The 12,025-nt window shown below is 66.6% G+C and carries 13 protein-coding genes; 5 read left to right on the forward strand and 8 right to left on the reverse strand.

Annotated features, from left to right (window positions below; genetic code table 11):
• On the forward strand, positions 1–842 hold an 842-nt coding region (locus WEA77_RS14025; RefSeq protein ID WP_368068499.1), incomplete at its 5' end, for an NAD(P)(+) transhydrogenase (Re/Si-specific) subunit beta.
• A gap of 61 nt (positions 843–903) precedes the next feature.
• Here WEA77_RS14025 and WEA77_RS14030 read toward each other — a convergent pair.
• A complete protein-coding gene (locus WEA77_RS14030; protein ID WP_368068500.1) occupies positions 904–1,743 on the reverse strand; it encodes an LD-carboxypeptidase in 840 nt (279 codons plus the stop codon).
• Between the two features lie 56 nt (positions 1,744–1,799).
• On the opposite strand from WEA77_RS14030, the gene WEA77_RS14035 reads away from it, so the two are divergent.
• A complete protein-coding gene (locus WEA77_RS14035) occupies positions 1,800–3,200 on the forward strand; it encodes a Mur ligase family protein (RefSeq protein WP_368068501.1) in 1,401 nt (466 codons plus the stop codon).
• Here WEA77_RS14035 and folK read toward each other — a convergent pair.
• From folK to WEA77_RS14055, 4 genes are read right to left on the reverse strand one after another with little or no spacing between them, the layout of a single operon-like run.
• On the reverse strand, positions 3,187–3,705 hold the full coding sequence (folK, locus tag WEA77_RS14040) for a 2-amino-4-hydroxy-6-hydroxymethyldihydropteridine diphosphokinase (protein WP_368068502.1): 519 nt from the start codon (positions 3,703–3,705) through the stop codon (positions 3,187–3,189). The two genes, WEA77_RS14035 and folK, sit on opposite strands and share 14 nt — an antisense overlap.
• Positions 3,702–4,064: a dihydroneopterin aldolase gene (folB, locus tag WEA77_RS14045; RefSeq protein ID WP_368068503.1), complete on the reverse strand. Its 363-nt coding sequence runs from the start codon at positions 4,062–4,064 to the stop codon at positions 3,702–3,704. Before folB ends, folK begins: the two co-directional genes overlap by 4 nt.
• Complete coding sequence (folP, locus tag WEA77_RS14050; protein ID WP_368068504.1) at positions 4,061–4,897, reverse strand: dihydropteroate synthase; 837 nt, start codon at positions 4,895–4,897, stop codon at positions 4,061–4,063. Before folP ends, folB begins: the two co-directional genes overlap by 4 nt.
• A gap of 27 nt (positions 4,898–4,924) precedes the next feature.
• Positions 4,925–5,878, reverse strand: coding sequence for an alpha/beta hydrolase family protein (locus WEA77_RS14055; protein ID WP_368068505.1), 954 nt, complete (start codon positions 5,876–5,878; stop codon positions 4,925–4,927).
• Between the two features lie 72 nt (positions 5,879–5,950).
• Here WEA77_RS14055 and WEA77_RS14060 point away from each other — a divergent pair, with 72 nt between their 5' ends.
• The 3 genes from WEA77_RS14060 to WEA77_RS14070 all read left to right on the forward strand — a co-directional run bounded on the left by WEA77_RS14060 (position 5,951) and on the right by WEA77_RS14070 (position 9,914).
• Positions 5,951–7,171, forward strand: coding sequence for an aminotransferase class V-fold PLP-dependent enzyme (locus WEA77_RS14060; RefSeq protein WP_368068506.1), 1,221 nt, complete (start codon positions 5,951–5,953; stop codon positions 7,169–7,171).
• Positions 7,172–7,251: 80 nt separating this feature from the next.
• The gene (locus WEA77_RS14065) at positions 7,252–8,238 is read left to right on the forward strand and encodes a haloalkane dehalogenase (RefSeq protein ID WP_368068507.1); all 987 of its coding nucleotides are present in this window, start codon (positions 7,252–7,254) and stop codon (positions 8,236–8,238) included.
• A 17-nt stretch (positions 8,239–8,255) separates the two neighbouring features.
• Positions 8,256–9,914 carry a sulfatase-like hydrolase/transferase gene (locus WEA77_RS14070; RefSeq protein ID WP_368068508.1) on the forward strand — a complete coding sequence of 553 codons (1,659 nt, stop codon included), beginning with the start codon at positions 8,256–8,258 and terminating at the stop codon, positions 9,912–9,914.
• Here WEA77_RS14070 and WEA77_RS14075 read toward each other — a convergent pair.
• The 3 genes from WEA77_RS14075 to WEA77_RS14085 all read right to left on the reverse strand — a co-directional run.
• The gene (locus WEA77_RS14075) at positions 9,911–10,840 is read right to left on the reverse strand and encodes a formylglycine-generating enzyme family protein (RefSeq protein WP_368068509.1); all 930 of its coding nucleotides are present in this window, start codon (positions 10,838–10,840) and stop codon (positions 9,911–9,913) included. The two genes, WEA77_RS14070 and WEA77_RS14075, sit on opposite strands and share 4 nt — an antisense overlap.
• Positions 10,837–11,445, reverse strand: coding sequence for a TetR/AcrR family transcriptional regulator (locus WEA77_RS14080; RefSeq protein WP_368068510.1), 609 nt, complete (start codon positions 11,443–11,445; stop codon positions 10,837–10,839). The genes WEA77_RS14075 and WEA77_RS14080 overlap by 4 nt, the downstream gene beginning before the upstream one ends.
• The coding region (locus WEA77_RS14085; protein ID WP_368068511.1) for an MBL fold metallo-hydrolase at positions 11,446–12,025 on the reverse strand (580 nt) is incomplete at its 5' end.

Here is a 12,025-nt window from a genome sequence, read left to right on the forward strand (position 1 = left end):
CCCTCGGTGCCCATGCCCTCACCACCGCCGAACTCCTCGCGCTGATCCTCGGCATCACCCTGATCATCCCCATCGGCGGCGCCGATATGCCGGTCGTCGTCTCAATGCTGAACTCCTATTCCGGCTGGGCCGCCGCCGCCCTCGGCTTCACGCTCGGCAACTTCGCGCTGATCATCACCGGCGCCCTCGTCGGCTCCTCCGGCGCGATCCTTTCCTACATCATGTGCAAGGGCATGAACCGCTCCTTCATCTCGGTCATCCTCGGCGGCTTCGGCGGCGAGGATGCCGCCGCCGCTGCAGGCGGCGCGCGCGTCGATCGCCCTTACAAGAAGGGGTCTGCCGAAGACGCAGCCTTCATCATGAAGAATGCCTCCAAGGTCATCATCGTCCCCGGCTATGGCATGGCCGTCGCCCAGGCCCAGCACGCGCTGAAGGAAATGGCCGAAAAGCTGAAGGCCGAAGGCGTCGAAGTGAAATACGCCATCCACCCCGTTGCCGGAAGAATGCCGGGCCACATGAACGTCCTCCTCGCCGAGGCCCAGGTGCCCTATGACGAAGTCTTTGAACTGGAAGACATCAACTCCGAATTCTCCGCCTCGGACGTCGCCTTCGTGATCGGCGCCAATGACGTGACAAATCCTGCCGCGAAAACCGACAAGACCTCGCCGATCTACGGCATGCCCATCCTCGACGTGGAAAACGCCCGCACGGTGCTCTTCATCAAGCGCTCGATGGGCTCGGGCTATGCGGGCATCGAAAACGAACTCTTCTTCCACGACAACACCATGATGCTGCTCGCGGATGCCAAGAAGATGGTCGAGGATATCGTCAAGAACCTCTAGGTTTCGATCTTCCGTACACAATCAAAAGGCGGGCCCGCACAGCGAAGCCCGCCTTTTCGTTTCAGGCCCCCACACTCCCCGCCCCGAACACCACCACCTTGTTCTCAACATCGTGCCCGATATCCGCGCGCCCGAGATACGCAATCGCGCTGCGCCCGCACCAGTGGCGCACGATCTCCTCCTCACTCGCGCCAAAATCGATATCGTTCACCGGGATCGCCCCGCACCGCCCGAGCCGGATGCCGGCCACCCCCCGCACCTCCGGGTTCGAGGTGATTGTGAACATCATCCGGTCGAGCCGGTAATGATACTCGCCCACATCCTCCAGCATCAGCACATGGCCGGTGAGGTCCGGCAGCCAGCCGGTGCCGATCAGGCTTGCGAAAACTGAAATGTTGAACGCCGCATACCTGCCCGGCGCCCGCGCCGCCGGATCAATCCCCGCCCCATTATCCCTACCCGTCAGGAAGCCCAGCGCCCGGCGCACCGCCGCCGCGCCGCCCTCGCGCAGGATGTCCGCCGGCATCGGTCCATGCGCCACCCGGCCGATCCCGTCGCGCGCCAGCCGCGCCAGCAGGCTCCCCGCATCGCTATAGCCCAGATAGGTCTTGGCCCGCGCCGCCTCGCCCAAGGAGCCAAAGGCGATGTCCAGTATCCGGCAAGCCCCATACCCGCCCCGCGCAAACCAGATCGCATCGAGCGAGGGATCATTCGCATACGCCTCAAACGCCTGCGCCCGCGCAGCATCAGGCCCCGCAAAATGCCCCTCCCGCAGGAAGCATTGCGGATGAAACACCAGTTCCGCCGCCTCCCCCGCCAGCGCCGTCACCTGCCCGGCGAGCCCGCGATCAATCGCCCGCCCGGGCGCGACGATCCCGATGCGGGTCCTGCGTTGTATCATGGGCGTCTCCCGGGCATGGATTGGGGTTTGCGGAACGCGCAGTTAGAGTGAACTTTATGACAAAGCACAATCGCTACTTCTTCTGCGGCATCGGCGGCTCCGGGATGCTGCCTCTGGCGCTGATCCTGCTGGATCAGGGCCATGCCATTGAGGGGTCCGACCGGTCGCTCGATCAGGGGCGCACGCCCGCGAAGTTTGACTACCTGCGCAGCCGTGGGATCAAACTCTACCCCCAGGATGGCAGCGGCGTGACGAGCCCCGAGCAGGTCGTCGTCGCTTCGGCGGCGGTGGAGGAGACCGTGCCGGACATTGCCGCCGCGGTCCGCGTGGGCGCCGGACGGATGAGCCGGGCAGGCATGCTGTCGGCGCTGTTCAATGCGGCGCCGTTCGCGATTGGCGTGGCAGGCACCAGCGGCAAGTCGACTGTCACCGGCATGATCGCCTGGATCCTGCATCACGCGGGCAAGAGCCCCACCGTGATGAACGGCGCCGTGATGAAGAATTTCCGCACGCCCGAGGCGCTGTTCTCCAGTTCCCTTGTCGGCGCCAGCGGCATCTTTGTCTCGGAAGTCGACGAGAGCGACGGCTCCATCGCCGCCTACACGCCCCGCGTCGCCGTGCTGATGAACATCTCGCTCGATCACAAGACGATGGACGAGTTGCGCGCCCTGTTCGGCGCCTTCGCGGCCCGCGCCGAAACGGTCGTGCTGAACCTCGACAATGACGAGACTGCGCGCATCGCAGCAAGCCTGCCAGCTGCGATCACCTACAGCCTCGGCAACCCCGCCGCCCGGCTCACCGCCAGCGATATCCGGCCCGCGCCCACCCACATAACATTTTCCGTACACGACCGGACATCCGGCGCCTCTGCCGACATCCGCCTCGCCGCGCCCGGCCGCCACAACGTCTCCAACGCGCTCGCCGCGATTGGAGCTGCGATCACCTGCGGCGCGGGGCTGGCCGAGGCCGCCGAAGCCCTTGGCGAATTTACCGGCATCGCCCGCCGCTTCGACATTGTCGGCACGGAAAGCGGCGTCACCGTGATCGATGATTTCGGGCATAACCCGGACAAGATCGCCGCCACCCTGCGCACGGTGAACCAGTTCCCCGGCCGCGTCCTCGTGATGTTCCAGCCCCACGGCTTCGGCCCGATCAGGAAGATGCGCCGCGAGTTTGCCGAATGTTTTGCGGGCAATCTCGATGCGGAAGATCTCCTCGTGATGCCCGAGCCCGCCTATTTCGGCGGCACGGTAGAGCGCTCTGTCGCCAGCGCCGACCTTGCCGGCGACATCCGCGCCCTCGGCCGCAGCGCCGAAGCTCCCGGTGACCGGGCGGCTTGCGGCGCGCGCCTTCTGGAACTGGCAAAGCCCGGCGACCGCATCCTGGTGATGGGCGCGCGCGATGATACGCTGACACTCTTTGCGCAGGAACTGCTGGCGGGCCTCAGGGCGCGCTGAGCAGCATCTGGACGCGGGCCGATTCCGGCTCGTCCCATTCGCAGAGATCGTCGGCGCCAAGCTCAACGGCGTGTTCGCCAATCGTCCGCTCGCCGACGATCCAGTCCGGCACAAGGTCTGCCAGCGGAGCGAGCACGAAGCGGCGCTGCAACATGCGCGGATGCGGAAGGGTCAGCCCGGGCGTTTCCATCTCTACGCCCGCTACCAGCAGCACATCCACGTCGATCTCGCGCGGGCCCCAGCGTTCGCGCACCTGGCGGCCCATGGCGGCCTCCACGCCTTTGCAGGCCGCGAGCAGGGCCGGCGGGGCGAGGCCGGTTTCGATCCGTACACAGAGGTTCAGGAAATCCGGCTGTTCCTCCACGCCCCAGGGCGCGGTGCGGTAGACCGGCGAGACGGCGACGAGGTGGATACCGTCCACCGCGCCGAGCCGCAGCAGGGCCTCGGCCAGCTGCGCAGCGCGGTCACCGAGATTGGCGCCGAGGCCGAGGCAGGCAGAGGTCAAGGGCGCCCGCGCGTCACGCTGACGCCGACATGATCGAGGAAATAGCGGATCGGCGCCGACGGCTTGCGCACCGTGATCGTCACGCGCGTGACCAGCGGCTGCGATGACAGGACCGCCTCGGCAATCCGTTCGGCGAACGTTTCGATCAGGTTGAATACGGTCTCGGCGGAGAGGTCCATCACGAGGTCGCACAGGGCGCCATAGTCGACCGTGTTCGCCATCTTGTCGCTATCGGTGGCGGGTCCTTTCAGTTCGCAATCGATGTCGATGAAGAATTTCTGGCCAAGGTTCTTCTCGGCGCTGTGCAGGCCGTGAAAGCCGTGCACACAGAGATTGGACACAAATACCCGGTCGCTCATTGATACTCCTTGATGGCAAACTGCATATCCAGGGCGTCGCTATGCTCGGCAACGTCATGCACACGCAGGACCTTTGCGCCCCTCTGCAACGAAAACAGGCCCGCCGCCAGTGTTCCGCCCAGCCGCCGGTCAACGGTCCGGTCCGAAAGCTTGCCGATAAAGGACTTGCGCGAGACGCCGACGAGCACCGGGCAGCCGGTATCGACCAGCACATCGAGATGCGCGAGGGCCGCGAAATTCTGCTCATAGGTCTTGGCGAATCCGGCGCCCGGATCGAACAGGATATGCTCGCGCGGGATGCCGGCCCGGCCGGCGCGCGCGAAGCTTTCAGATACGAAGGCGGCCATGTCTGCGCGCAGGTCCAGCCCCGGATCGGCCGCGCCGCGATTATAGGTGATGACGGCGAGCGAGCCGGTTTCGGCGACCACATCTGCCATGCCGGGATCGCGCGTCAGGCCCCAGACATCATTGATCATCACGGCGCCGGCTTCGGCGGCCTTGCGGGCGACCTCGGCCTTGTAGGTATCGATGGAGACCGGCGGCGCAAATTCTTCGGCGAGCGCGGCCACGGCGCCCGAAACGCGCTCCCATTCGGCGCCGGCTATCACGTGCGCTGCGCCGGGCCGGGTCGACTCGCCGCCGATATCGATGATGTCCGCGCCGTCATGGGTCATTTGCCGGGCTTGCTTCAGCGCGGCGCTGAGCACGCCGAACCTGCCCCCATCGGAGAAGCTGTCCGGCGTGACATTCAAGATACCCATGATGAGCGCGCGCTCGCCTGCAAGTCTGCGCAGAAGCTGATCGCGCTGCCTGTGGCGTGCCGGCTTGTCCATGGCGCTTCCTCCCGGTGTTGGCGCCGTTTAGCGCTCCTTCACGAAACTGGCCAGCGCTTCGGCCTCGGCGCTGAACGCGGCGGTCCCGGGGGTGACGAGCTCGACATGGCCGGCGGCGGGCACGACGATCAGGGCGGCGGTGTCGCCGGCCGCTTCGGCCTTGCGGGTCAGGCCGTCGCCCAGCATCGGCGGGGCGATCCGGTCCTCGCTGCCATTGACGCTGATGACGGGCACGCCGATCGGCAGGAGGCGGGCGGGCGAGGTGTCCGAAAGCGGGTCCGGGCGCTGCGGCGAAGGCGGCCCGGTCAGCTGGTCATAGATGGCATCAAGGCAGGTCGGCGGCGCGGCGGGCCGTGAGGCTTCGAGGTCGGCGAGGCCGCCCGAGACGACGACGCCCCGGAAGGCGAGCGGATTGGACACGCGCAGGGGGCTGTCGCCGGGCAGCTTCGCGCGGGCAGCGAGCCAGAGGACGAGATGCCCACCGGCGGAATGACCGATGCCGGTGACGCGGTTCAGATCAAGGCTCCAGGCGTCGGCGCGTTCGATCAGCACGTCAGCGGCGGCGCCCACATCGAGATAGGTGCCCGGATAGCCGCCGCCTGGCTCGTCGACGCCCCGGTACTCGATGTTCCAGACGGCCCAGCCCTGATTGCGCAGGGCGTCCGCCATCCGGTTCATCAGCGTGCGGTCAGCGATGGATTTCTGCCAGCAGCCGCCATGCACCATAACGATGACCGGATGCGGGCCGCGGCCCTCGGGCAGCCAGATGTCGGCGATGTCTGTTGCCCCTTCGCCCCATTTGACCTCGACTGACGGGGTGGGCTGCGGACGGGCATTGAGGTCGGCCCAGGTCATCAGCCTGGCAGGCCCCCTCACGGCAAGCTCTGGCACGGCAGGCTCTGGCACGGCGGCCCCCTGGCGCGCGGGGGCACAGGCGGCGAGGAGGGCGAGCGCCGAAGCAGCGACCTGAAATTTTCGCACACGTCTCTCCCTTGCCGCCGGCGCCTTCGCCTCTACTGTCGCGAGTTCACCTGCTGAGGCAAGCCAATCTGCATGAACCCGGTCCCGAACTCGCGCGCCGAGGCGCTGCAACGCGACGCCGCCGATCCGCTGGCGCAGCGCAGGGCACTGTTTGACCTGCCGGAGGGTGTCACCTATCTCGTCGGCCATTCGCTTGGGCCCCCGCCGAAGGGCGCACGCGAACGGATGGCGGCGGCGCAGGCGGACTGGGCGCAGGGCCTTGTGCGCAGCTGGAACACGGCGGGGTGGATTGATCTTGCCGAGCGGACCGGCGACCGGCTGGCGGCGCTGATCGGCGCCGAGCCCGGCGAAGTGATCGTGGCAGACAGCGTGTCGGTAAACCTGTTCAAGCTCGCCGCCGCCGCGCTGGCGCAGGCGCGGACCTATGCTTTGTTCGTGGAGGAGGACGAGTTTCCGACTGACCAGTATATCGCAGCGGGCCTGGGGGGATTGTCCGGCGCCGAGGTACGCCGGCTGCCGGCCGGGGGGACCTTTGAGGCGCTCAAGGCCGGCGGCGTGGTGATCAGGAGCGCGGTGAATTACCGCTCGGCAGAGGTGGCCGACATCGCCGCGCACGAGCGCGAGGCGAAGCGGCATGGCGCGCGGATCGTCTGGGACCTCAGCCATGCGACCGGCGTGCTGGACCTGAAGCTCGGCGCGGACGGCGCGGAGCTGGCAGCGGGGTGTACCTACAAGTACCTGAACGGCGGGCCGGGCGCGCCGGCGTTCGTATACGTCTCAAATGCGCTGGCGCCGAAACTCGCCAATCCCCTGCCCGGCTGGATGGGCCATGCGGCGCCGTTTGCCTTTGACGCAAATTATGCGCCGCGCGGCGGCGCGGCGCGGTTCGCGAGCGGAACCCCGCCAATCCTGTCCCTGGCCGCGCTCAGCGGCGCGCTGGAGGCGCTGGAGGGCGCAGACCTCGCGCAGGTGCAGGCGAAGGCGCGGGCGCTGGGCGCGCTGGCGCTTGCGCGGGCGCAGGCGATGGGGCTGGACGCGCTCAGCCCGCTCGGCGATGCGCGCCGCGGCGGGCATGTCAGTCTCCGGATCCCCGAAGGCTACCCGGTGGTGCAGGCGCTGGCGGCGCGGGGCGTCATGGCGGACTTCCGGGCGCCCGATACTGTACGGTTCGGATTTTCGCCCCTGTTCCTTACCTATACCGGCGTCTGGGACGCGGCGGACGCGCTGGCGGAGATCCTTGCCAGCAAGAGCTGGGACCAGCCGCAATTTCATGCCCGCGCGAAAGTGACCTGAGCTTTCGCCGATTGACGGAGTCTATAATTGGCACTATTCGTGCCATATTATGGAAAATCACTGGCGGGGAGGCCAGAGCCTTGCAGATTCTCAGGACCCCTGACGCGCAGTTCGCCGACCTTTTCGACTATCCGTTTGCGCCGAACTATCTCGGCATTTCCGGGCCGGACGGCGAGGCGATGCGAATGCATTACCTGGACGAAGGCCCGAAGGACGGCGAGCCTGTACTCTGCCTGCACGGCCAGCCTTCGTGGAGCTATCTCTACCGCAAGATGATCCCGGCTCTGACGCGCGCGGGCTACCGCGTGCTGGCGCCGGACCTGATCGGCTTCGGCAAATCCGACAAGCCGGACGCGGTGGCAGATTATACCTATGGCCGCCACGTCGACTGGCTGAACCAGTGGCTGACCGCACTGGACCTTAGCGCCCTGACGCTGGTCTGCCAGGACTGGGGCGGGTTGATCGGACTGCGCGTGGCAGCCGACCAGATTGGCCGGTTCAAGCGGATCGTGGTCGCCAATACCGGCCTGCCGGGCACGGCAATGATCCCGGACGAGATGTCGGCCTTCCTCGGGCAGATGTATCCGGCGGTGCCGGTGCCGGACGCGAGCATGGTGCGCGAGCAGTTCCAGTCCGGCGGGCCGGGCGCGTTCCTGTACTGGGTCAAGTATGCGAGCGAGTCGCCTGCATTTTCCGTGCGCGACGTGTTCGCCATACTGTCGGGCGTGAGTGATGCGCGTATCCTTGATGGCTATGTCGCTCCGTTCCCGGATGATCGCTACATTGCCGGGGCGCGGCAGTTTCCGGCGCTGGTACCGCTGCTGCCGCAGCACAAGGAAGAACGCCTCGCGAATGACCGGGCATGGGCCGTTCTGGAGGCCTTTAAGGGCCGGACGCTGATCGCCTTCAGCGACGCCGATCCCGTGACCAGGGGCGGCGACGCGGTCTTCAAGGCGCGTATTCCCGGCGCCGATTGCGTGACCATCCAAAATGGCGGACACTTCCTGCAGGAAGACCAGCCGGCAGCATTCGCAGAGGCGATCATCGCCTTCATGCGGCAGGGTTGAACGGGGGCGGGCAAGACATGAAGCGGATCGTGCTGATCATTCTGGCGCTCATCCTGGGCGCGGGCGCGCTTGCCTTTTTCTTCCGCAAGGAAATCATCCTGTTCATGGTGGTGCGGGCAGACCGGCCCGCGATTGCTCCTTATGAGCCGGTTGCCTGGATGCAGGGGCCAGCCGAGGCGGGCGCAGGTGCGGGCGGCCAGCCTCCGAACATCATCTTCATCCTTGTGGACGACCTGGGGTTCAATGACATCACGACCTTCGGCGGCGGCATTGCCGGTGGGCGCGTGCCAACGCCGAACATCGACGCGCTGGCGGCGCGCGGGGCAAATTTCACAACGGCCTATTCCGGCACCGGCACTTGCGCGCCCTCGCGCGCGATGCTGCTGACCGGGCGCTATCCGACCCGCACAGGCTTCGAATTCACGCCGACGCCGAACGGTATGGGGCGGATCGTTTCAATGTTTGCGAATGATAACATGCGGGGGCGCCCGAACGTTGTCTTCGACCGCGAGGCCGCCGCCGCCGCGCCCGATTTTGCCGACCAGGGCCTGCCGGGCGAAGAAGTGACGATCGCGGAAGTCCTGAAGGAAAAGGGCTACCACACCGTCCATATCGGGAAATGGCATCTTGGAAACTCAGGCGAGTTTCACCCTAATGCGCAGGGATTTGATGAGAGCCTCCTGATGGAAGGCCTGCTGCATCTGCCTGCGGACGATCCGGGCGTTGTGAATGCAGTGGTGGAAACCGACCCGATAGACAGGTTTCTCTGGGCGCGCGGTGATTTTGCGACGTCTTACAATGGCGGCAAGAGGTTTGCGCCGGGCGGATACCTCGCCGATTACTGGACCGAAGAGGCGCTGAAGGTAATCGAGGCGAACAGGAACCAGCCCTTCTTCCTCTATCTCGCGCACTGGGGCGTGCACACGCCGCTGCAGGCGACGAAGGAAGACTATGAGGCAGTGGGCGATGTCGGGTCCCACCGGCTTCGGGTCTACGGCGCCATGATGCGCGCGCTGGACCGGAGCGTCGGGCAGATCGCGGCGAAGCTGGAAGCCGAAGGCCTTACGGAGAATACGCTGATCGTGTTTTCCAGCGATAATGGCGGGCCGGGTTACATCGACATTCCGGGCATCAATGATCCTTATCGCGGCTGGAAACTGTCGCTGTTCGAGGGCGGTATCCGTGTTCCGATGTTCGTGAGCTGGCCGGGGCGCATTCCGGCGGGCACAGTGATCGATACGCCGGTGGCGCACATCGACCTGATGCCGACACTGGCCGCAGCCGCCGGAGCAGGCCTGCCAGCCGGCGTCGAGATCGACGGGCGCAATATCCTGCCCCTGGCGCAAGGCGAGGGCGGGTTTGCTCGGCCGGATGACGCGATTTTCTGGCAGAGCGGCTATTACCGGGTGGTGCGCGCGGGCGACTGGAAGCTGCAGGTGGACGGCAAGCAGGCCAAGACCTGGTTGTTTGACCTTGCGAATGATCCCGCCGAGGCGAACAATCTGGCGGCGCGAGAGCCGGAGAAGCTCGCGGAGTTGCAAGCCCTGCTCGACCGCCACCATGCGGGCGCGCGGGCGCCGCTCTATGCCTCGACCACGGATATTCCGGTGGCGATCGACAAGACGGGCGCAGACGAAGTGACGGCCGAGGACGAGATCGTCTGGTGGCCGAATTAGCCTGCCTGCGGCAGGTCGCGCACGATGCGGAAGCCGATATGGCTTGAGGAGAAGTCTGTTTCTTGCGGCTGGCGGGCGGCGGGGCGGTAGCGGCGGCAGAAATTGTCCGCACACAGATAGGACCCGCCCTTGACGGTGTTTGAACCGGCGCGGAAGGGTGTGGCCGTCCATTCCCAGACATTGCCGAGCATGTCGTAGAGGCCAATGGCACTGGGCGCGAAGCAGCCTGCGGGGGCGCGGCCGGCAAAACCGTCGGCGCCCTCGTCGGCCAGCGGAAAGATGCCCTGCCAGGTATTGGCGACCGGCTGGCCGGACGCGTCATAGGCGCCGGAGCGGCTGTCTGCGGGATCTGGCAGTCCGGTGGCTGCAGCGTATTCCCATTCCTCCTCGGTGGGCAGGCGGGCGCCGGCCCAGACGGCATAGGCCTCGGCATCCTCGAGCGACACATGTACGACCGGCTGCAGGGCCCGGCCGGAAATGTCCGACCCCGGACCTTCGGGCGAGCGCCAGGTGGCGCCGGCCACCAGTTGCCAGGTATCTGCAGGCGATGCGCGCTCGGACGGCATACGGAAGACGGCGGAGCCCGCGGCCGGGCCGCCCGCGGCGGCGCTGCGCTCGGCAGAGGTTACATGGCCGGTCGCCTCGACGAAGCGGGCGAACTCGGCATTGGTGACTTCGTGGGCCAGTATCTGGAAGCCCGCGACATGCAGCGACAGCTGCGGCGCCTCTTCGGGATAAAGGGCGCCGGCACCTTTCCGGAACTGGCCCTCGGGCACCGTGACGAACGCGCCCAACGCGTTCCCGGCAAGGCCGCAGGCGGGCGCTGAAACGTCCGTGAGCGGAGCATCAGGCGCGGCGGCCCCGGGCGCAGGCTGGCTGCACGCGGCGAGGAGCAGCGCCGGCAGCAGAAACGGGACGCGTTTCATTTGCCGATGATACGTTCCAGAACGAGGCGGAAGACCACGCCGGCCTCTTCCGGCGCCAGGTCCGAATCCTGACGCAGGCGGCGCCAGGTCTGGAAGCTGGCGGAGGTTTCGATGGCGGCGAAGAGGACAAGGTCGCCGCTGATCTCTTCCGGCAGCAGCGCCATGAGGGCGGAGCGCTCGATCATCAGGTTGCGGCGGTATTCTTCCATCAGGAAGCGCGACGAGAAGCGGCGCAGGTTGGCCGAGACGCGTACCGGCATGATGTATTCATAGATCTCGATGCGCCGGTCGATGTGTTCAAAAAAGCGCTCGCGCCATTCGCGCGCTTCGAAGGGCGCGAGGATTTTCGGCATGACTTCCGACGAGATGCGTTCGGCCATCTCGACATAGAGGCTGTCCATGTCCTCAAAATGGCGGAAGACCGTGCGCAGGCCGACTTCGGCGCGCTCGGCGACGCGGGCAGCGCTGGGGCTCATCTCGCCTTCGCGGATGAGGCTGAACATCGCTTCGATGATCTGCGCGCGGCTGCGCTCGCTGCGCTGGCGCCGGCCGTCCGAGGGCTCGGCCCTGGACGTGCCGCGCGGGACTATTTTCAGGTCGGTCATTCAGAAGGCTTTCGTGACATCGATGCTGCGGCTGCCGGCCGGCAGCGAATAGACCTGCCCATCTTCGGCGACCTCGACGGGGCCGTCAAATGAAGCCTTTGTATCCCTGATAAACAGGGCGTTGAGCGCACGTGACGGAAGCGGCGGGACTGTATGGTAAAGGACGAGATGGCCGGCGCCCGCATCCTGGGCCGCGCGGGCGGCGTCGGCAGGCGTCGCATGGTAATCGAGGATGTCGTTCAGGACCTTGGCGAGATCGGCCCTGCCCGCTTCGGCCATGGCCTCGCGCATCCGGTTGACCATGTCGGGGTTCAGCGCGTCATGGAACAGGAGATCGGCGCCGGCGGAGGCGGCAACGAGGTTGGCGTCATAAGTCGAATCGCCGCTGATCGAGACGGAGCGGCCTTTGTAGTCGGCGCGGTAGCCGAACGCGGGCTCGACCGGGGCGTGGCTCACCTTGTAGGCGGTGATCGTGAGGCCGCCGGCATCGTAGACGACCGCCTGCCCTCCCGGGCCGGCGGGCAGTGTGATGGCGATCGGCGCGCCGCCTCGCCCCTCGGGATTGGCAATGTCTGCGCCG

Source organism: Hyphomonas sp., from assembly GCF_040882205.1.
Taxonomy (GTDB): Bacteria; Pseudomonadota; Alphaproteobacteria; order Caulobacterales; family Hyphomonadaceae; genus Hyphomonas.

What these genes read in the sequence shown, in the direction of transcription:
- WEA77_RS14070 (WP_368068508.1), top strand. Translation starts at nt 8,256, where the DNA reads ATGAAGCGGATCGTGCTGATCATTCTGGCGCTCATCCTGGGCGCGGGC.
- WEA77_RS14080 (WP_368068510.1), bottom strand. Translation starts at nt 11,445, where the DNA reads ATGACCGACCTGAAAATAGTCCCGCGCGGCACGTCCAGGGCCGAGCCC.
- WEA77_RS14035 (WP_368068501.1), top strand. Translation starts at nt 1,800, where the DNA reads ATGACAAAGCACAATCGCTACTTCTTCTGCGGCATCGGCGGCTCCGGG.
- WEA77_RS14060 (WP_368068506.1), top strand. Translation starts at nt 5,951, where the DNA reads ATGAACCCGGTCCCGAACTCGCGCGCCGAGGCGCTGCAACGCGACGCC.
- WEA77_RS14030 (WP_368068500.1), bottom strand. Translation starts at nt 1,743, where the DNA reads ATGATACAACGCAGGACCCGCATCGGGATCGTCGCGCCCGGGCGGGCG.
- folB (WP_368068503.1), bottom strand. Translation starts at nt 4,064, where the DNA reads ATGAGCGACCGGGTATTTGTGTCCAATCTCTGTGTGCACGGCTTTCAC.
- WEA77_RS14075 (WP_368068509.1), bottom strand. Translation starts at nt 10,840, where the DNA reads ATGAAACGCGTCCCGTTTCTGCTGCCGGCGCTGCTCCTCGCCGCGTGC.
- folP (WP_368068504.1), bottom strand. Translation starts at nt 4,897, where the DNA reads ATGGACAAGCCGGCACGCCACAGGCAGCGCGATCAGCTTCTGCGCAGA.